General features: G+C 59.2%; 17 protein-coding genes and 1 pseudogene. 6 read left to right on the top strand and 12 right to left on the bottom strand.

The window, feature by feature from the left end:
• Positions 1-267 precede the first annotated feature (267 nt).
• Together AC3IX1_RS21500 and AC3IX1_RS21505 are read left to right on the top strand one after the other, a co-directional pair.
• On the top strand, positions 268-870 hold the full coding sequence (locus AC3IX1_RS21500; RefSeq protein ID WP_056728028.1) for a Yip1 family protein: 603 nt from the start codon (positions 268-270) through the stop codon (positions 868-870).
• Between the two features lie 157 nt (positions 871-1,027).
• Positions 1,028-1,522 carry a SprT family zinc-dependent metalloprotease gene (locus tag AC3IX1_RS21505; RefSeq protein ID WP_489385745.1) on the top strand — a complete coding sequence of 165 codons (495 nt, stop codon included), beginning with the start codon at positions 1,028-1,030 and terminating at the stop codon, positions 1,520-1,522.
• A 120-nt stretch (positions 1,523-1,642) separates the two neighbouring features.
• Here the strand turns inward: AC3IX1_RS21505 and AC3IX1_RS21510 are convergent, their stop codons facing one another.
• Together AC3IX1_RS21510 and AC3IX1_RS21515 are read right to left on the bottom strand one after the other, a co-directional pair.
• A complete protein-coding gene (locus tag AC3IX1_RS21510; RefSeq protein WP_489385746.1) occupies positions 1,643-2,824 on the bottom strand; it encodes a CaiB/BaiF CoA transferase family protein in 1,182 nt (393 codons plus the stop codon).
• 144 nt (positions 2,825-2,968) lie between these two features.
• A complete protein-coding gene (locus tag AC3IX1_RS21515; protein WP_489385747.1) occupies positions 2,969-4,303 on the bottom strand; it encodes a dicarboxylate/amino acid:cation symporter in 1,335 nt (444 codons plus the stop codon).
• Between the two features lie 338 nt (positions 4,304-4,641).
• Between AC3IX1_RS21515 and AC3IX1_RS21520 the strand changes: the two genes are divergently transcribed.
• Complete coding sequence (locus AC3IX1_RS21520; RefSeq protein WP_489385748.1) at positions 4,642-5,640, top strand: AraC family transcriptional regulator; 999 nt, start codon at positions 4,642-4,644, stop codon at positions 5,638-5,640.
• A 160-nt stretch (positions 5,641-5,800) separates the two neighbouring features.
• Here the strand turns inward: AC3IX1_RS21520 and AC3IX1_RS21525 are convergent, their stop codons facing one another.
• The 3 genes from AC3IX1_RS21525 to AC3IX1_RS21535 form a co-directional block, all read right to left on the bottom strand.
• Positions 5,801-7,147, bottom strand: coding sequence for an ATP-binding protein (locus AC3IX1_RS21525; protein WP_489385749.1), 1,347 nt, complete (start codon positions 7,145-7,147; stop codon positions 5,801-5,803).
• On the bottom strand, positions 7,144-7,821 hold the full coding sequence (locus AC3IX1_RS21530) for a response regulator (protein WP_489385750.1): 678 nt from the start codon (positions 7,819-7,821) through the stop codon (positions 7,144-7,146). Before AC3IX1_RS21530 ends, AC3IX1_RS21525 begins: the two co-directional genes overlap by 4 nt.
• Before the next feature lie 119 nt (positions 7,822-7,940).
• Positions 7,941-8,543, bottom strand: coding sequence for a hypothetical protein (locus AC3IX1_RS21535; protein ID WP_489385751.1), 603 nt, complete (start codon positions 8,541-8,543; stop codon positions 7,941-7,943).
• 233 nt (positions 8,544-8,776) lie between these two features.
• Here AC3IX1_RS21535 and AC3IX1_RS21540 point away from each other — a divergent pair, with 233 nt between their 5' ends.
• Positions 8,777-9,502: a 4'-phosphopantetheinyl transferase family protein gene (locus AC3IX1_RS21540; protein ID WP_489385752.1), complete on the top strand. Its 726-nt coding sequence runs from the start codon at positions 8,777-8,779 to the stop codon at positions 9,500-9,502.
• A 52-nt stretch (positions 9,503-9,554) separates the two neighbouring features.
• Here the strand turns inward: AC3IX1_RS21540 and AC3IX1_RS21545 are convergent, their stop codons facing one another.
• Positions 9,555-11,165, bottom strand: coding sequence for an ATP-binding protein (locus AC3IX1_RS21545; RefSeq protein WP_223446608.1), 1,611 nt, complete (start codon positions 11,163-11,165; stop codon positions 9,555-9,557).
• Positions 11,162-11,884: a response regulator gene (locus AC3IX1_RS21550; RefSeq protein WP_008051517.1), complete on the bottom strand. Its 723-nt coding sequence runs from the start codon at positions 11,882-11,884 to the stop codon at positions 11,162-11,164. The genes AC3IX1_RS21545 and AC3IX1_RS21550 overlap by 4 nt, the downstream gene beginning before the upstream one ends.
• Before the next feature lie 734 nt (positions 11,885-12,618).
• On the opposite strand from AC3IX1_RS21550, the gene AC3IX1_RS21555 reads away from it, so the two are divergent.
• A complete protein-coding gene (locus tag AC3IX1_RS21555; protein ID WP_489385753.1) occupies positions 12,619-15,513 on the top strand; it encodes a ribonucleoside-diphosphate reductase subunit alpha in 2,895 nt (964 codons plus the stop codon).
• A 284-nt stretch (positions 15,514-15,797) separates the two neighbouring features.
• Here the strand turns inward: AC3IX1_RS21555 and flgE are convergent, their stop codons facing one another.
• From flgE to AC3IX1_RS21580, 5 genes and pseudogenes are all read right to left on the bottom strand, one after another.
• Positions 15,798-17,129, bottom strand: a complete 1,332-nt coding sequence (gene flgE / locus AC3IX1_RS21560; RefSeq protein ID WP_489385754.1) for a flagellar hook protein FlgE — start codon at positions 17,127-17,129, stop codon at positions 15,798-15,800.
• Positions 17,130-17,160: 31 nt separating this feature from the next.
• A complete protein-coding gene (gene flgD / locus AC3IX1_RS21565; RefSeq protein ID WP_489385755.1) occupies positions 17,161-17,883 on the bottom strand; it encodes a flagellar hook assembly protein FlgD in 723 nt (240 codons plus the stop codon).
• A gap of 15 nt (positions 17,884-17,898) precedes the next feature.
• Positions 17,899-18,342 (bottom strand): flagellar basal body rod protein FlgC, encoded by a 444-nt coding sequence (gene flgC / locus AC3IX1_RS21570; protein ID WP_007980123.1) that lies wholly within the window; start codon positions 18,340-18,342, stop codon positions 17,899-17,901.
• A 3-nt stretch (positions 18,343-18,345) separates the two neighbouring features.
• Positions 18,346-18,753, bottom strand: coding sequence for a flagellar basal body rod protein FlgB (flgB, locus tag AC3IX1_RS21575; RefSeq protein WP_489385756.1), 408 nt, complete (start codon positions 18,751-18,753; stop codon positions 18,346-18,348).
• Between the two features lie 341 nt (positions 18,754-19,094).
• Positions 19,095-19,274: pseudogene (locus AC3IX1_RS21580) on the bottom strand (PhoH family protein); the annotation flags it as partial.
• Positions 19,275-19,585: 311 nt separating this feature from the next.
• Here AC3IX1_RS21580 and AC3IX1_RS21585 point away from each other — a divergent pair.
• On the top strand, positions 19,586-20,317 hold the full coding sequence (locus AC3IX1_RS21585; RefSeq protein ID WP_489385757.1) for an SDR family NAD(P)-dependent oxidoreductase: 732 nt from the start codon (positions 19,586-19,588) through the stop codon (positions 20,315-20,317).

The following is a 20,317-nucleotide window of genomic DNA, read 5'->3' on the forward strand; positions in this document are numbered from 1 at the left end:
AGGTGTGACGAAAGGCCGGCATTTTACGCAAAAATATCTCAGGGGCGAAGTGCCTCGCCAAAAGGGCTGCTCTCCACAGACCCGGCGGCGATTAACAACTGCGTTTACAGCGCGATTTGCTCTAAAGCCCCTACTCCCTCTGGGGAAACTCCTCCCTATACTGCGACATAAGGTCACATACAAATTCAGACCTATGACTTACTTGGCCGTATTGGCCCGTAGGCGCTCCGCTGGGGGGCGACGGTAAAAACAAGAGGAGTGACTGGCATGATCCATCACGTAGTGGGGCTCTTCACCCACCCTGACCAAGAATGGAAAGAAATCCGTGGCGACCAGGAGGAAAGCATCAGCCACATGTACCTGACCCATACGCTGATCCTGGCGGCGATCCCCGCCGTGTCTGCCTTTATTGGCACCACACAGGTCGGCTGGGTCATCGGCAATCGACCTCCCGTAATGCTGACCGTAGAAAGCGCGATATGGATGACGATCATGTCGTACCTGGCGATGCTCGGCGGTGTCGCGGTAATGGGCGCATTCATCCACTGGATGGCCCGCACCTATGACGCCAACCCAAGCCTGGCCCGCTGCATTGCGTTTGCCACCTACACCGCTACACCGCTGTTCATCGGCGGCCTCGCCGCCTTGTACCCGCACTTGTGGCTGGGGATGATCATCGGTACCGCCGCCATCTGCTACACGGTGTATTTGCTGTACGTGGGCTTGCCGACGTTCATGAACATTCCTTCTGACGAGGGCTTCCTGTTTTCAAGCTCGGTGCTCGCCGTAGGCCTGGTGGTGCTGGTCGCCATCATGGCGTTCACCGTAATTGTCTGGGGACTCGGCGTGGGCCCGGTCTACACCAGTTAGCCGCTCATCACTGAAAATCGGAACTGCCGACAATGGCCGCCGCAAGGCGGCCTTTTCATTCTTCAGCAACGAGAACGCACACGACCATTCGGCAACTTGGCGATTCGCAAGGTCCGAGGGTTGCGGCATACTCGACTGCTCTGGAGATCCATCAAGCATGCCCGAGCAACTCAATACCCGCGTCGAAGACTGTTTCCAACAAGCCGAATCCTTTTTCAAACGACCTTTCAAGCGCCCCGTGGTGAGCCTCAAGCTGCGCGGGCAAAAGGCCGGTGTTGCGCATTTGCACGAAAACCTGCTGCGCTTCAACCCGCAGCTGTACCGGGAAAACACCGAAGATTTCCTCAAGCAGACCGTGGCCCATGAAGTCGCACACCTGATCGCCCACCAGCTGTTCGGCGACCGCATCCAGCCCCATGGCGAAGAGTGGCAATTGATCATGCGCGGCGTGTACGAACTGCCGCCCAACCGCTGTCACACCTATGACGTCAAACGCCGCAGCGTGACCCGCTACATCTACAAGTGCCCGTGCGTCGACAGCGACTTCCCGTTCTCGGCCCAGCGCCACAGCCTGGTTCGGCAGGGACGGCGGTATTTGTGCCGGCGGTGTCGCAATACTCTGGTGTTCAGTGGGGAGATGCGGGTCGAGTAGCGGGGTTTTCGGTGTTTGTGCGGCCGCCATCGCGAGCAAGCTCGCTCCCACAGGGGATCTGTGGCGTGACACAAACCCAGTGTGGGGGCGGGCTTGCCCGCGAAGAGGCCGGTGCAGACGCTAGAGAACTACCTTGGCGAACCGCAATTGAGCAATCCGCTCAGCACTGAACCCCAACTCCCCCAACACCTGATCCGTATGCTGCCCCAGCGCCGCGCCAATATGCCGGGCCTCAGGCAACCCTTGCGAAAACTTCAGCGGACAAGCCATCTGCGCCTGGGACGAGCCATCGCCACGGGGCACTTCGGCCACCAACTCCCGCGCCTGCAACTGCGGATGATGCAGCGCTTCTCCCAGGCTCAACACCGGCTCGACACAGGCATCCAGTTCGGCGAACAGCGTGCGCAACTCGGCAAAGTCTTGCTTTTCGAACTCGACCTTCAGCGCGTCTTTAAGCTGTTTCTGATGCGCCGGTTGCGGTGACAGGCCGAGGCTGGCCAATTCCTCCAACCCCAACGCCGCGCACAACTGTTTCATGAAGGCCGGCTCCAGGCTGCCCACCGACAGCCAGCGTCCATCCCGGGAGCGGTAGTAATCGTAGAAACTGCCGCCATTGAGCACCTGGTTTTCCGGGCCCGGCTCGACGCCGCAGGCCAGATACCCGGCCCCCGCCATTGCATTGAGGCTGAACGCGCAGTCGGTCATGCTGACATCCAGGTGCTGGCCCTGACCGGTTTGCTGCCGGGCAATGACCGCTGCCAGCAAGCCAATCACCCCGTGCAGCGAACCACCGGCGACATCCGCCACCTGCATGCCCAACGGCAGCGGCCCAGTGTCTGCACGGCCGGTGTAACTCGCCAGCCCGGACAGGGCCAGGTAATTGATGTCATGGCCGGCGCGGTCCTTGTAGGGGCCGGTCTGACCGTAGCCGGTGATCGACACATAAATCAGCTTCGGATTGATCGCCTTCAGGGCTTCGTATCCAAGGCCCAGACGCTCCATGACACCCGGGCGGAACTGTTCGAGCACGATGTCGTAGTCCTGCAGCAACGACTTGATCACCTCCAGCGCCTCAGGCTGCTTGAGGTCCAGGGCCAGGCTGCGCTTGTTGCGATTGAGATAGGCATGACTGGCTGACACGCCCTGGTCATGGGGCGGCAGGACCCGCAGCAGATCCATGCGGGTCGGTGATTCGATGCGCAGCACTTCGGCGCCCATGTCCGCCAGCAGCAACGAGGCGAACGGCCCCGGCAGCAGTGTCGAGAAATCCAGAACCTTGAGTGATGCCAGTGGACCGAGCATGAGCGTTCTCCCTTAACGATGCCCACAGCCTAGGCAGCCGATCGCTTTGCAGCAATCACCTTATACGCCACGCGCAGTGACCGTTACGCTCAATCGCCGGGCATGAAAAAACCCGCCGAAGCGGGTTTTTCATCAGGACAAGGCTTACTTGGCGTTAGCCGGGGCTACCTCTTCGACGTGGCCCAAAACATCGTCTTTAGGCTCGTCGGCAATGCCGCGACCGCCCGAGGCCAGCTCCGCTTGCAGCACGTCGGTATCCAGTTCCTTGACCCACTTGGCCACAACGACGGTGGCAACCGCGTTGCCGATCAGGTTGGTCAGGGCACGGGCTTCAGACATGAAGCGGTCGATACCGAGGATCAGCGCCAGGCCGGCAACCGGCAGGTGGCCGACGGCGGACAGGGTCGCAGCCAGTACGATGAAGCCACTACCGGTTACGCCCGCAGCGCCCTTGGACGACAGCAGCAACACCACCAGCAGGGTGATCTGGTGCGTGATGTCCATGGGCGTATCGGTGGCCTGGGCAATGAACACCGCGGCCATGGTCAGGTAGATGGCGGTACCGTCGAGGTTGAACGAGTAGCCGGTCGGGATCACCAGACCCACGACAGATTTCTGCGCGCCCAGACGCTCCATCTTGATCAGCATGCGTGGCAGTACCGATTCCGAAGAAGACGTACCGAGCACGATCAGCAGTTCTTCACGGATGTAGCGGATCATTTTCAGCACGCTGAAACCGTGCATGCGGGCGATGGAGCCCAGCACGATCAGGATGAACAGCAGGCAAGTGATGTAGAAGCACGCCATCAACTGACCCAGCTGTACCAGCGAGCCGACACCGTAGGCACCGATGGTGAACGCCATGGCACCGAAGGCACCGATTGGCGCGAGCTTCATGATCATGTTGATGATGTTGAACATCACGTGGGCGAAGCGATCGATGAAGTCCAGCAGCGGCTTGCCGTAGGCACCCAGGCGATGCAGGGCGAAACCGAAGATCACCGAGAACATCAGCACTTGCAGGATGTCACCGGTGGCGAAGGCGCCGACGATGGTGCTCGGGATCACGTTCAGCAGGAAGCCGACGACGCTTTGGTCAGCGCCCGCCGCCACATAAGCGGCAACCTTGGAGGCATCGAGGGTGGCGACGTCGATGTGCATGCCATTGCCCGGCTGCACGATGTTGACCACGACCAGACCGACCAGCAGAGCGATGGTCGAAACGATCTCGAAGTACAGCAGCGCGTAGCCGCCGGTCTTGCCGACCGATTTCATGTCCTGCATGCCGGCGATACCGCTGACGACGGTACAGAAGATGATCGGAGCGATGATCATTTTGATCAGCTTGATGAACCCGTCACCCAGTGGTTTAACGGCCACACCGAGCTGTGGATAGTAGTGACCGAGCGCGATACCGATGACAATTGCAACGATCACCTGGAAATACAGGGATTTGTACAGTGGCTGACGAGTCGTCATTGCAAAGTTCCTCAAGAGTGCCCGGTGACAACATCCAACTGTTGCCCGCAACACCACAATTGCGAACCCTCCTGCACTGGAGGGATTTGTTTTTTCGAGCTGCGCAACGGCAGGCATCTGCTCGTTGTATCGCAAGGCCCGTGCCACCTTCCGTAAAAACCCTGCAAGCCTTTTGGTATCAGGGGTTGCAGCGAATCCCTTGTCACCGAACGGTTACAAGTATGTGGCGGATTTCCGCCCTCCCACTAGAAGTCGTCCTGCTATTTGGCGGATATCCGCCCTGTTCATGCCTTCAGTGCGCAGCTAACATCCGTCGATCAACGGTCGGATCTGCTGCCATGCGCGAACGCACCATCGCCAGTCATTTCGCCCGCGCCGTTCTCGGGGGAGCGCGTCGACACGGCTATGACTATTCGAGACTGCTGCAACAACTCGGAATCAGCCCCGAGCTGCTGGACGAGCCGCGGGCGCGCATCGCTCCGGAGCAGTTCACCCAGCTGATCCAGGCGTTATGGCTGGCGCTGGACGACGAGTACCTGGGATTCGGGCAAGCCCCAAGCAGGCCGGGCAGCTTCGCGATGATGTGCCATGCCGTGATTCACTGTCGCAACCTGGATAAGGCACTCAATCGCGGCTTGTTGTTTTACAGCCTATTCCCCGGGGCTCCGCGTTTGACCCTGAGCCGCGAAGATGAATGGGTGCGCCTGAGCCTAGACGACTCGCAGCTCTGGGACCCGGAACATTTCCTCAGCGAAAGCCTGCTGGTGATCTGGCACCGTTTCGGTAGCTGGCTGATCGGCCAGCGTATTCGCCTGGAACAGGCCACGTTCAGCTACCCCCGGCCCGAACATGGCGCCGAGTACGACCTGTTGTTTTCCTGTCCGCTTGAGTTTTCCAAACCCCAGAGCAGCCTGTTGTTTCACAGCCGCTACCTGGCCATGCCGCTGTTGCAGGATGAACGCACCCTCAAGCATTTCCTCGAGCGCTCCCCCGCCGACCTGCTCTCGCGCCCGGATGATGGCGACAGTTTGAGCAGCCGCCTGCGGCGCTTGCTCAGTCGCGATAGTTCACACTGGCCCGACCTGGAAGCCGTGGCCGCCCACCTGCACATCAGCCCGCAGACCTTGCGCCGGCATTTGCGGGAAGAGGGTTCGAGCTTTCAGGAGTTGAAGGACCAGTTGCGCCGGGACATCGCGATTTATCACCTGAGCCGCGCTGACCTGTCGCTGCAACAGATCGCCGAGCAGCTGGGATTTTCCGAGCCGTCGGCGTTTCACCGGGCGTTCAAGAAGTGGACGGGGCTGACGCCGGGGGCTTATCGGGCGCAGGAACACTGAGGTTCAAGGCTGAGTTTTTTGGTGTCTTCACTGGCCACTTCGCGGGCAGGCCTGCTCCCACAATGGCCGAAGTTGCTCACAAATCATCTGACTCACTCAAAACCCTGTGGGAGCGGGCTTGCCCGCGAAGTGGCCCGAAAGAACACTATCAAACGTCAGGTCAAACCACGGGAAAATGAATCCGGAACGCCGCTCCGCCCATCGGTGAATCCCCCAGGGTCAGCTTGGCGCTGTAGCTCTCGATGATGTCCTTGACCACCGCCAGGCCGATGCCCTGTCCCGGGTGCTGGCGGTCCAGGCGCTCTCCGCGCTCGAGAATCCGTGCGCGCTGATCCTGTGGTACGCCAGGGCCGTCGTCCTCGACACACAACTCGGTGCCGCTGAAGGTTTCACGCACGCTGATGCGTATTTCGCCCAGGCACAGGCGATAGGCGTTTTCCAGCAGGTTGCCCATCATCTCCAATAGAGCGCCCTGCTCGATCGGCACGTAACATGGGTCGGGCAAATCGAACGCGACGTGCACGCGCTTGTCGCGATAGACCTTGTCCAGCGTGTCGCACAGGCTTTTCAACACCGGCCGCAAGTGCACCTGATGACGTACCAGGCCACTTTTGCGCAGGCTGGCTCGCTGTAACTGGTAGCTTATCTGCTGGCTCATGCGTTCGATCTGCGTTTGAAGCACCCAGGCCTGATCTCGATCCTCGGGACGCTGGGCCATGTCTTCACTAACGCCTTGCAACACCGCCAGCGGCGTTTTCAGGCTATGGGCCAAGTCGTCGAGGGAATCACGGTATCGACTGCGCTGCTCACGCTCACTGTGCAGCAAACGGTTGAGAGAACCGGTCAGGCGCAACAATTCCCGGGGATGTTCCTCACTGAGGCTTTCGCGGGTCCCCCCCTCGATCTGGTCCAGCTCCTGGCTCAAGCGCCGCAATGCCTGCAAGCCCCAGGTCAGCCCGATCCACAGCAACGCCAGCAGCACCAGCAGTGCCGCGCCAAATCCCAGATAGAGATTTTCCCGCAGGCCCTCGAGGGTCAGCTCGTACTCGCGAACCGGTTGCAGCGCCACGATACTGAAGGCTGCACTTTTGCCGCCGAGCAACTTGACCTCGACGTCGTAGACGAAGAACTCCTGGCCGCTGGCTTCGCGGATCCGCGCAAACTCGCTGCCACGTCCGTCGTAGCGCGGCTTGTAGTTGATGCGTTCTTCCTGGGTCGCCTTCGAACGCCAGACCAGCTGCCCTTCACGGTCATAGATGTAGCCGAGCAATCGGCTGTCGGTGAGGTTGAAGCGCTCGTCGGGCAATTGCGCCGGCATCTGCAGGCTGTTGTTCTCCACCCGGGCGGCCGAGATCAGCGTGGTCACGTCGGATGCCAGGCGCTGCTCGATGGAGTCCTGCAGCGCCAGGCTGAAGGCACCCTGCATCGCCGGCAGCAACGCCAGCATGAACAACACCGCCAACAGCGTGGCGGCGAGCATCAAGCGTATGCGCAGCGAACGGATCAAGTGCAACGCTCGTTGAACAGGTAGCCCAGGCCGCGCACGGTATCGATCGGCTTGAATCCGCCCGGCCCCTCCAATTTACGGCGCAGACGGCCGACCAATACCTCGATCACATTCGGATCACGCTCGTCGTCATCCGGGTAGAGTTGTTCCATCAAGCGATCCTTGGGCACCACTTGCTGATGATGGCGCATCAGGTATTCGAGAATTCGGTACTCATACGCGGTCAGTGCCAGCGGCTGTTCGTCGAGGGACGCCTGCTTGCGGTTCAGATCCAGCAGTAACGGGCCAGCGACGATGGTCGACTGGGTGAAACCGCTGGAGCGCCGCAGCAAGGCATTCAGGCGGGCCTCCAGTTCTTCGAACTGAAACGGCTTGACCAGGTAATCATCGGCGCCGGAGGCCAGGCCTTCGACCTTGTCCTGCCAGTTGCCGCGCGCGGTGAGGATCAGGATCGGGAAGCTCTTGCCACTTGAGCGCAACTGGCGGATCAGGTCGAGCCCGCTCATGCCCGGCAGGCCGAGGTCGATCACCGCCAGGTCAAAGTTGAACTGCGCGGTCTGGTACAGCGCCTCCTCGGCGTTGGCCACGGACTCGACCACATGGCCGCTCTCCGACAGCCGGGTTTGCAGGTGATGACGCAGCAGCGCTTCATCTTCGACGACCAGCAGTTTCATAACACTCTCCCAGGCAAATCACATCTCCAGAGGCGCAACGCCGCACCTCAATAGCTAACATGGCAACGCCGGATCAGTCACTCGGGCTGATCCGGCGCAGGCCGTTCACGAAACGCTTGTCAGAAAGCGTAGTTGGCGGACAGGTATGTCTGGGCGCTGCTGGTCAGGTCCAGCGAACCCTGCTTGCTGCCGCCGCGCTCACTCATCTCGGTGCTGGCGTTGCTGCGCAGGTAACGGTAACCCAGTTCAACCGAGGTGTTCTGCGAAACCTGTTGCAGCACACCCACCTGGCCACCGATGGCGTAGCCGATATCACTGTCGCGGCTGAAGCCTGGCGATTCCTGAGTCATTTTGGTCAGGCCGGCCGTGACACCACCGAACAGCCTGGTAGTGCCGCCGACCGGGTAGAACAGATCGTAGCTGCCCAGGAGATTTTCCTGACGCAGTTTAATGCCGTTGTGGGAGCCCGACACATTGTCGTAAGTGGCGTAGTAGCGGCCTTTGGTGTTTTGCTGCCCCAGACGAACACCCCAGGTGGTGTCCTTGCCGATTACGCCATCGGCGTTCGGGTGATTGAGGTTGTCGTTCAAGGCGTGGGACTTTTTGACCTTGTCGCTGGTCTGTCCAAGAGTAAGGCTGGCGAAGTTGTCGTCAGACGCGAAAGCTGCGGTGCTTGCGCCCAGAACCGTGAATGCCAGAAGCAGTTTTTTGAATCCAGTCATTGGGGAGTTTCCTCATGTGCCGATTGTTTTTTGGGTACGAGGCAAGGTTACGCACCGCGCCCTGAACTCCCCCTGAACGCACCCTGAACCTGGGCTGAACCGACCCGCTCCGAATATTTCGACACGTTTCAACAGCAGATCCGACCATGCAAAGGACAAGGCCGGCGCCGACTACCCATTCGTCAGAAGCTTTGCACTACCCAGCCTCAAGCCAACCCGGCAAAATGCCTGATATGAATTCAACCCCCGCCCTGCCCGCCTGCTGCACGCCCCTCGATGACCATTGGCCGCTGCCGTTTGTGCTGCCCGATTCGGTCCTGTTGAGTACTCACTTCGATAGCACCCGACTGGCCTGCGATGACTTTCAGCGCAGTGCTGTCGAGGCGCCGGCGAGTATCCAGCGCTCTGTCGCCAAACGGCAGGCAGAGTTTCTCGCCGGGCGAGTCTGCGCCCGGGCCGCGTTACAGCGACTGGAAGGCTTGAGTTTCATTCCGGCCATCGGTGAAGATCGGGCACCGGTCTGGCCGGGGCATATCGCTGGCTCGATCACCCACAGCACTGGCCGGGCCGCGGCAATCGTGGCGAACAAAAGCCATTGGCGTGGCCTGGGCATGGACCTGGAAAACCTGCTCAATGCCGAACGGGCCGAACGCCTGGCCGGGGAAATCCTCAATCCGCCGGAACTCCAGCGCATGGCGGCCGGTGATCACGATCAACGGGCGTTGCTGGTCACCCTGACGTTTTCGGTCAAGGAAAGCCTGTTCAAGGCCCTCTATCCGATCGTTCAGCGGCGCTTTTATTTCGAACACGCCGAAGTGCTGGAGTGGCGTGAGTCGGGCGAGGTGCGGTTGCGATTGCTCACTGACTTGTCCAGCGAATGGCGTAATGGCACCGAGCTGGACGCGCAGTTCGGGGTCAAGGACGGGCAGTTGTTGAGTCTGGTCAGCATCAAGGCCTGAGGTTTATTGGCGCCTGTTCGGGCCCCATCGCGAGCAACAGGCAACACAAGGCTCAACGCTTCTCCTGATTGCGCGGCCAGCTCAGACTGAAACACGCCCCGCCCAGGCTCTTGCTCTTGCCGATCAACGCCCGCCCGCCATGCCAATGGATGATGCGTCGCACAATGGACAGGCCTAACCCATGGCCTCCAGAGGCGCGAGTACGGCTGTCATCAAGGCGCAGGAACGGCGTAAAGATCTTCTCCCACGCCGACTCCGGCACACCCGGCCCGTCATCCTCGATATCCACCCGGCATCGCTGCTGCCCTACCTGATAGCTGATGGTCACCCGTGATTGCGCATGGCGCATGGCATTAGTCACCAGGTTCTGGATCGCCCGATGCAGGTAGCGCGGTTCAGCCTCGACCCAGGCGTCGTCGTTGTCGGCGGCCGACAGGCACAACCCGCGTTGCACCGTGACGTCGGCGCGCAACGGCGCCAGCTCTTCGATCACCTGATCGACCAAGGCATCCAGATCGATCCGCTGAAAGTTCAGCGCCGGCGAGCCCTGCTCCAACCGCGCGTAGGTCAGCATCTCGTCCACCAGCCGGTCGAGGTCCTCGATGTCGTGGTCCATGCCCTGGCAGTATTTTTCCAGGGCTTGCGGCGTGGTGGCCGAACCGATCATCTCCAGGCCAAAGCGCAGGCGCGCCACCGGCGTGCGCAATTCGTGGGACACCGCGCGCACCAGTTCGCGCTGGATCGCCAGCAACTGCTGCAAGTGTTCGGCCATGCCGTTGAACGCCGAGGCCAGCCGTCCCACCGAGTCCGCCCCCCGAGCAGGTACGCGGGTTTCCAGGCTGCCCTTGGCGATGCGCGTGGCGGCGGCTTCCAGGCCACGCAAGCGGCGCTCGAGCTGGCGCACCAACAGGTAGACGATCAAACCGATCAGCGTCAGGCCCAGCGCGGCAATCAGCACCAGCCATTCCGGCGGATATGGATTCATCTGATACAACGGGCCGATTTCCAGGACCCACGGCGTGCCGACCATGCCGGCAAATACCCGGATCGAATCGCCCCCCTTGCCCAGCGCCATCACCGTGTCGCCCTCGGACACCCGGCGGCTCTGGTCTTCGTCCATGTCCGCCTGGTCAACCGTGACCAGGCGCAGGTCGAAGCCGAAGCCCTTGCTTTCCTTCAATTGCGCCAGGCGCAAGGGCTGGTCGGCGACCGGGGTGCGCACCAGTTCATCGGTCAACAGGTAGATGGTCGCCCGGGCCAGTTGCTCGCTGATCTGCTGCACTTCCCCGGTGAGCATCAACTGTTCCTTGTCGCTGACCAGCTTGTAGACCTTCGCCGCGTGCGGCCCGGTCTGTTCCACCAATGCCTGGCCGCGCAACACACGGGTGCGCTGGGTCAGGTCGAGGTCGGTCTCGGCAAAGGTTTTCAGCGCCAGCGGAATCCCCAGCAGCCGCTCCCACACCAGCAAGGCCCGGTGGCGCTCGGTCTGGTTCATCGGTTGCAGGTTGTCGGCCATCAGCGAGAACGTGCCGTGGGCCAGGCGCTCGCGGTATTGCTCGCTGCGCACCTCATTGAGCAGGTGCAACGCCAGCACGCCGAGCACCGCCACCAGAATCAGCGCGGCGCACATGCCGCCATAGATACGCAGGAAGATCGAGTTCACAGGGACGGGTCTACGCAAGCCTCGGGAACGAACAGATAGCCTTTGCTGCGCACGGTCTTGATCAGCCGCGGATGCTCCGGATCATCGCCGATCTTCGGGCGGATGCGCGAGATGCGCACATCGATGGAGCGATCCTGACCGTCATAGCCGATGCCCCGTAGCGCGGTGAAGATTTCTTCCCGGGAGAGGATGCGTCCGGCATTGGCCACCAATAGCCAGAGCAAGTCGAATTCGGCGCTGGTCAACTCGATGCCGTTGCCCTGCAACCAGGCTTCGCGCAAGGCGTTGTCGACGATCAACGGACCGAACTGTAGACGCCGCTGTTTTTCCGGGGCGACTTCGGGCGTTTCACTGCGTCGCAGCAACGCCTGGATGCGCGCCAGCAACAGGCGCGGCCGTACCGGTTTGCAAACGTAGTCGTCAGCCCCCAGGTCCAGGCCGAGAATCTGGTCAGTGTCATCGGTGCGGGCGGTGAGCATCAGGATCGGGCCGTCATAGCGGGCGCGGACCTTGCGGCAAATGCTCAGGCCATCTTCACCGGGGAGCATCAGGTCGAGGATCACCAGGTCCGGTTGTTCCTTGATGATGCGATTCGCCGCGAGCGCACCATTGCCTTCGATCGATACACGCAGGCCATTGGCTTCCAGGTAATCGCGGGTCAGTTCGGCCAGTCGCTGGTCGTCCTCCACAATCAATACCTGCCAGGCTTCTTGCTCCACGGGTGACCTCTGCTTGCCAAAAACACTAATAAGGAAGGATCCGCCCGTCTTTTTGTAATGATTCGGGGGGATAAATATGTATACACGCTGGGCCGATTGTATAAACGCCGCCCGCCGAGAACACAAGCCGGTAAATGCGTTCGGACAACACGGTTTTTTGTGGTAGGGTTCGCGCCCTTAAAAATCTGACCTGGCGTTTTCACCCGTTGAAAATCGCTGAAAAAAGCTTCGATCCAGCAAGGTCGCGGCCTACACGCCGATTCCCTCTTTCACACACAATTTACGCACAGGTTTATCCACAAGCAGTATGTTGCACCCCCCCATAAAACGCATTATCTTGTACCCCAGCGTAAAAAAAACCCTACATGTAGGGTTTTGACTAAAAAGCCCAACCACATTTCAGACCAGAAACTCAAGCGCTTTATTGCCTGTTTATGGTTGAACCAAGCGTGAACTTACAAGCCCAAACCGCACTGGCGGATGGCACCGTTTTTTCAGGCCAGAGCGGCCAAAACGGTACGGGTGTTGCAGTCATGACTGACACCCCCGAAAGGAATCCGGTTTCGAGCCCACGCTCGTAGCCAAAGACTTCGGCAAGGACGGCCTCATTAGCCTTTTTCCTACTGTCCCGAAGTTGTTATGCCCGGCGCTCGCCGGTTGTAGTGCTTCAGGACGGAACGGTGGGCACCGTGATGGTGCCCAAACAAACATAGAGAATGTGGAGACACTCCCCCATGCAAACCGACACAACTCGCGAGAACCCGCAGGGCAACTTGCCGCAGGCCGCCGATTCGAATTCGGATCTGTCCGCCACCGCGCCAGGTCAGCTGCGTGTGATCAAGCGTAACGGCACTGTCGTTCCCTACACCGATGACAAAATCACCGTCGCCATCACCAAAGCGTTCCTCGCAGTTGAAGGCGGCACCGCTGCTGCCTCGTCGCGAATCCACGACACCGTTGCCCGCCTGACCGAACAGGTCACCGCGACCTTCAAGCGTCGCATGCCATCGGGCGGCACCATCCACATCGAAGAAATCCAGGACCAGGTCGAACTGGCCCTGATGCGTGCCGGCGAGCAGAAAGTCGCCCGCGACTACGTGATCTACCGTGACGGTCGTTCGAAAGAACGTGCTGCCCACGCGCCGGCCGAAGAAGCCGTCAACGCTCACCCGTCGATCCGTATCACCCGCGCCGATGGCACCTTTGCTCCTCTGGACATGGGCCGCCTGAACACCATCGTTACCGAAGCGTGCGAAGGCCTGGAAGAAGTCGACGGCGACCTGATCCAGCGCGAAACCCTGAAAAACCTGTACGACGGCGTGGCCCTGACCGACGTCAACACCGCCCTGGTGATGACCGCCCGTACCCTGGTCGAGCGTGAGCCGAACTACTCGTTCGTGACCGCCCGCCTGCTGATGGACACCCTGCGTGCCGAAGGCCTGGGCTTCCTCGGCGTTGCCGAAAGCGCTACCCACCACGAGATGGTCGACCTGTACGCCAAGGCCCTGCCTGCCTACATCGCCAAGGGTATCGAGTTCGAACTGCTGAACCCTGTGCTGGCCACCTTCGACCTGGAAAAACTGGGTAAGGCGATCAACCACGAGCGCGACCAGCAGTTCACCTACCTGGGCCTGCAAACCCTGTACGACCGTTACTTCATCCACAAGGATGGCGTGCGTTTCGAACTGCCGCAGATCTTCTTCATGCGCGTGGCCATGGGCCTGGCGATCGAAGAGAAGCACAAAGAAGACCGTGCGATCGAGTTCTACAACCTGCTGTCGTCCTTCGACTACATGTCGTCGACCCCGACCCTGTTCAACGCCGGTACCCTGCGTCCACAGCTGTCGAGCTGCTACCTGACCACCGTACCGGATGACCTGTCGGGCATCTACCACGCGATCCACGACAACGCCATGTTGTCCAAATTCGCCGGCGGCCTGGGCAACGACTGGACGCCGGTTCGTGCATTGGGCTCGTACATCAAGGGCACCAACGGCAAATCCCAAGGCGTCGTACCGTTCCTGAAAGTCGTCAACGACACCGCCGTTGCCGTTAACCAGGGTGGCAAGCGCAAAGGCGCTGTGTGTGCCTACCTGGAAACCTGGCACATGGACATCGAAGAGTTCATCGAGCTGCGCAAGAACACCGGTGATGACCGTCGTCGTACCCACGACATGAACACCGCCAACTGGATCCCTGACCTGTTCATGAAGCGCGTCTTCGATGACGGCAAGTGGACCCTGTTCTCGCCGTCCGAAGTACCGGACCTGCACGACCTGACCGGCAAGGCCTTCGAAGAGCGTTACGAGTACTACGAAGCCCTGACCGAGTACCCAGGCAAGGTCAAGCTGTTCAAGACCATCCAGGCCAAAGACCTGTGGCGCAAAATGCTGTCCATGCTGTTCGAAACCGGCCACCCATGGCTGACCTTCAAAGACCCGTGCAACCTGCGCAGCCCGCAGCAGCATGTGGGCGTGGTCCACAGCTCGAACCTGTGCACCGAGATCACCTTGAACACCAACAAGGACGAGATCGCCGTTTGCAACCTGGGCTCGATCAACCTGCCGAACCACATCGTAGGCGGCAAGCTGGACACCGCCAAGCTGCAACGCACCGTGAACACCGCCGTTCGCATGCTCGATAACGTTATCGACATCAACTACTACTCGGTGCCGCAAGCGAAGAACTCCAACTTCAAGCACCGTCCGGTCGGTCTGGGCATCATGGGCTTCCAGGACGCTTTGTACCTGCAGCACATCCCTTACGGTTCCGACGCTGCCGTCGAGTTCGCCGACAAGTCGATGGAAGCGGTCAGCTACTACGCGATCCAGGCTTCCTGCGACCTGGCAGACGAGCGCGGCGCCTACGAGACGTTCCAGGGTTCGCTGTGGTCCAAGGGCATCCTGCCACTGGACTCGCAACAGATCCTGATCGAAGCCCGTGGCCAGAAGTACATCGACGTTGACTTGAACGAATCCCTGGACTGGGCACCGGTTCGCGCCCGTGTACAGAAAGGCATTCGTAACTCGAACATCATGGCCATCGCACCGACCGCGACCATCGCCAACATCACTGGCGTATCGCAGTCGATCGAACCGACCTACCAGAACCTCTATGTGAAATCGAACCTGTCGGGCGAATTCACCGTGATCAACCCGTACCTGGTTCGCGACCTCAAGGCTCGCGGTCTGTGGGACTCGGTCATGATCAACGACCTGAAGTACTACGACGGTTCAGTGCAGCAGATCGAGCGCATCCCGCAAGAACTCAAAGAGCTCTACGCGACCGCATTCGAAGTGGACACCAAGTGGATCGTCGACGCGGCCAGCCGTCGTCAGAAGTGGATCGACCAGGCCCAGTCGCTGAACCTGTACATCGCCGGCGCTTCGGGCAAGAAGCTGGACGTGACCTACCGCATGGCCTGGTACCGTGGTCTGAAAACCACTTACTACCTCCGTGCCCTGGCCGCGACCAGCACCGAGAAGTCGACCATCAACACCGGCAAGCTGAACGCTGTTTCCAGCGGCGGCAACCACGGTGACGATTCGGTCCTGGCCGCTCCAGCCGGTCCTGCTCCAGTGCCGAAGGCTTGCGCCATCGACGAGCCGGATTGCGAAGCTTGCCAATAAGCTGAACCGGTAAGCGTCGCAAGGCGCTTGCTCGAAACCCCCGATCAGCCTCTGGCGGGTCGGGGGTTTTCTTTTGCCTCAAGGAAAGCGGAGCCAGTACTGACGCTATCGCGAGCAGGCTCACTCCTACAGTGATCGTATTTCCATGTAAAAAACTCGGTCACCTGTAGGAGCGAGCCTGCTCGCGATGAGGCCATCAGCAACGACACAAAAATATTGAGCTGTTTTAATCACCCACAAAAAGCCCCTCTGATGAGGGGCTCCTTGCACAGCACAATCCAGCATCAAGTCATCTGAATGATGGTCTGCATGATGGTGCTCTGGGTGGAGATAGTCTTGGCGTTCGCCTGGTAGTTGCTCTGCGCCTTGATCAGGTCGACCAGTTCGTTGGTCAGGTTGACGTTGGACTCTTCCAGGGAGTTGGAAACGATCGAACCCAGGGTGCCGGTCTCCGGCGCATCGTAGCCCGGGATGCCCGACGCGTAGGTTTCTTTCCAGCTGGTGCCACCCACCGGCTGCAGACCTTGTTCGTTGGTGAAACTGGCCAACGAAATCTGGCCGATTGGCTTGGTCTGGTTGTTGCTGAAGTTGGCCAGCAGCACGCCGCTGCCGTCGATGGTCAGGTTGGTGATCTGGCCAGTGGCATAACCGTTCTGCGATGGAATCGAACGCGCGGTGTCAGCGTTGAACTGAGTGGTGTTGGCCATGGCGATAGTCAAACCTGCTGGATCGGCTGCGGCACCATTGGCTGTCCAGACGCCATTGGTGACACTGCCCGGGGTCCAATTGGTGATTTTCAGGTCACTGCTGGTAATCGCGGTTGGCGGTGTGGTCGGAGGCGTCACTGGTGTGCTGACCGAAGTCAGTTTACCGGTGGAGTCGAACGACATGGTCGAAGCGATTGGAGCCGTCAGCGCAGGATCACTGCCGTCCGGGTTACGACCATCGATCAGGGTGTAGGTATCCCAAGTGTTCGGCCCAGTCTTGACCATGTACTGATCCATGGTGTGCTGGTTACCCTGAGTGTCGAAAATCGGGGTGCTGAACTGCTTGGTAAAGGTTTCCGGTTTAGTCGGATTGAACTTGTTGGTAGCAACCGCCTGGTCAATCACCGCTGCTGTAGAGTTCAGGTTGATCGTCGATGAAACGGTGCTGGTGGATTTCGGCGCCAGATTGGAGGTGTCGATACGCAGGTCGGTCAACACGCCATTGAGGATCTTGCCATTGGAGTCCACGCCATAACCCTGCAGACGGGCCGTACCGTCGCTGTTCGTCACGTAGCCATCCTTGTCGGTCTTGAACGTACCGGCACGGGTGTAGGTCAGCGAACCGTTGTTGCTCAGAACGAAGAAGCCATTGCCCTGGATACCCATGTCGAGCACGTTGCCGGTGTTGTTCACGTCACCCTGGCCGAACTGCTGGGAAACGTTGGCCAGGCGCACGCCATTGCCAACGGTCTTGCTGCCGGTGCCCAGGCGGGTTGCCGAGTACACGTCTTCGAATTCTGCGCGGGACGATTTGAAACCGGTGGTCGCGACGTTGGCGATGTTGTTGCCGGTCACGTCCAGTTGTTTGTTGGCTGCATAGAGACCGCTAAGGCCGATATTAAAAGACATCATCCACTCCTTTATGCCGTGTTAATCGGCTCTACATACCAATGGTTTGTACTTTGGACAGGGCAATGCTGCCCAGCCCGGCCAGATTGAGCATCAACTCACCGCCGGTCTGGCTGATGGTCACGCTGTTGACGGTCGCCGGCAGGTTGGTGATCAACGCGACGGACTTGCCATCGATCGAGGTCGTGGCGCCGAAGGTGTAGGTGCCCGCAGGTACCGTCTCACCCGCATCGTTCTTGCCGTCCCAGATGAAGCTGGCATTGCCGGCCTTCTGCGAGCCGAGGTCGATGGTGCGTACTGTCTTGCCGGTTGCGTCGGTGATCTTCAGGGTGGCGGACGCCACCGAAGACGGAACCACCACCGTGCCGCTGAGGCTCTTGGTGGTATCGACCACGGCCTTGTCGCCTGGAGCGATGACCGAACGGCCCACCAGCGACGAAGCCTGCAATGCCTGGGACGAGTTGTAGTTGCTGGCCAGGCCGGTCACCGTGTCGTTGAGCGTAGTGATGCCTTCCAGGCTGCTGAACTGCGCCAACTGGGCCACGAAAGCGCCGTTGTCCTGCGGCTCCAGCGGGTTCTGGTTTTTCAGCTGGGTCACCAGCAACTGCAGGAATGCATCCTTGCCCAGGGCTTTGTTGCCCGCGGCGCTGTTGGCGGCCGATGCAAGGCCATCAGTCGTGGTGGTGGTCTTGATCGAGGAGTTGGCCAGGATATCCTTGAGGCTCAAACCACTGGTGGAATCGGTAACACTCATCTGAGTCGCTCCTTATCACTGACCCAGGGTCAGGACCTTCTGCATCATGGTTTTGGCGGTATTCATCATTTCGGCGTTGGTCTGGAACGAACGGCTCGCGGAAATCATGTCGGCCATTTCCTCCACCACGTTGACGTTCGGGTAGTAGACATAACCCTTGGCATCGGCCGCCGGATGGTTCGGCTCGTAGCGCGCCTCGAGATTGCTCTGGTCTTCGACCACACCCAGCACCTGCACGCCTTGGCCAGCGGCATCCTGGCTCTGGAACAGCGAGTCGCTGCCGCCGCTCTGCCCGCCCTGGAACATGGTGGCGAATACCGGGTGGCGCGCGCGGTAGGTCTGGTCGATGCTCGACGAGACCGTCTCGGCGTTGGCGATGTTCGAAGCGACGGTGTTCAAGCGCGTGGTCTGCGCACTCATGCCGCTACCGGCAATGTTGAAAACACTGGATAGAGACATGGCTTACTCTCCACGCAGGGCTGATACCAGCCCTTTGAATTTGCTGTTGAGCAGGGTGAAGCTGGCCTGGAAGCCGATCGCGTTTTCCGCGTAGTTCGACTGTTCCAGCTGAGCGTCCACGGTGTTCTGGTCGATCGACGGTTGCATCGGCGCGCGATACAGCAACGACTCGTCGCCATTACCCAGGCCCTCAGCTTCGATATGACGGTTGTTGGTCATGTTCAAGGCGAAGGTGCCGCTTTTGGTTTTCTCGTTCTGCTCGGCGAGCACTTTCGAGAAGTCCAGGTCCCGAGCCTTGTAGTTCGGGGTATCGGCGTTGGCGATGTTGTTGGCCAGGACTTCGGCACGCTGGGCGCGGAAGCCCAGGGCTTGTTCGTGGATACCGAGCGCTTTATCGAAGCTGATGCTCATGTCGGGAAACCTTCGGGTGACCTGATTTTTCGTAGGATCAACTTAGCAAGCCCCATGCCAATTCAAAAAAGCCCGTAAACCGGGGCTTTGCCGGCCATGGCAACGCGGCAATGCCAGAAAAGCGGCAACGGTTTTCCGCCGGATGCCGCTTTTCTGCCGCCTCCTCACCCTTTTCAGAACACCGCCGCCCCCTGCTCGCGAAGGCGTCGTGTCAGCCGACATCAACTTTTCTGACCCACCGCTTTCGCGAGCAGGCTCGCTCCCACAGGGGAATGTGGTGCTGGCGAGAAATCAACACAAAAAACCGGGCGGCTGTTAAGCCGCCCGGTTCCGGTGGACAGTTACAAATGCGATTCGGCGTATTCGGCCAGGATCGAACGTGGCCCCCCTTGCAGGGTGATGTGCACCCCGTTCGGGAAGTCCTTGAAGCGTTCAGTGAGGTAGCTCAGCCCGGAGCTGGTCGCGGACAGGTAAGGGGTATCGATCTGCGCCAGGTTGCCCAGGCACACCACATTGGAACCGCACTGATTGGCTCCTTATTAAGTTTTAAAAACACCAATGGAAGCTGCGCCAAATAACAGAAAGAAATGTAACAAAACCCTACTGGAAATGCGTTTTTTTGACATCACCGAATAGCTCAAATTTGTGCAACAGTTGAGAACTTACTGATTAACTTAAAATAAATCTCGACGTAAGAATTTTCCGTAAGTCCACACCCAAGACCTGCAGTGAAACCTCCTACAACGGAATGATTGACCGAACTATTTAGCCTCACTAACTTGATCAACGCAGGCAACGGCATCACAAACTCAAAAACTGGAAGGTTACTATTATGAAAGTTGCTCTGGTCACAGGTGGAACCAGAGGCATTGGCTTTTCCATCATCAAGTTAATCGCACTGAAAGGAAACATAAGGGTTATCACCTGCGGCACTAAGCCTCACCCTGAAGTCAAACTTCCCGCGGGGGGGGTAGAATACATTCAGTGCGACATATCTAGCTCAAGCTCTGTCACTACAATGATTAGCAAAATTATTCAAACACACTACAGGATCGACATACTCATCAACAATGCCGGTATCTCCCATGTGAAACCCGATGGGCGATTCCTGATTGAAGACATTCAAGATCAAACGTGGCACAAAGTAATCAACACCAACTTATCCGGCGCCTTCTACACTTGCAAACAAGTGATCCCCCATATGAAAATTAACAACTATGGACGTATCATAAACATATCTTCTGCATCAGCCAGATTTGGAGGAGTACTTGCCTCTGTTGACTATATTTCTTCAAAGGCGGGGCTTATCGGCCTAACTAAAGGACTGGCCTACGAGCTAAGAAACTGTGGAATCACTATTAATACCGTTGCTCCCGGACGAATAGACACCGACATGATCTCCGATGCTAATCTAAGCGCTGACTGGGTTAAAAATCACGTCCCCCTTGGCAGACTTGGAAAGGGTGAAGATATTGCAGGTGTCATTTTATTTTTAATTTCAAACAACGCTGACTACGTGCATGGAGCCACAATTGATTGTAATGGAGGCTGGATCATTACGTAA

The organism is Pseudomonas sp. KH_046_2 (assembly GCF_057838985.1).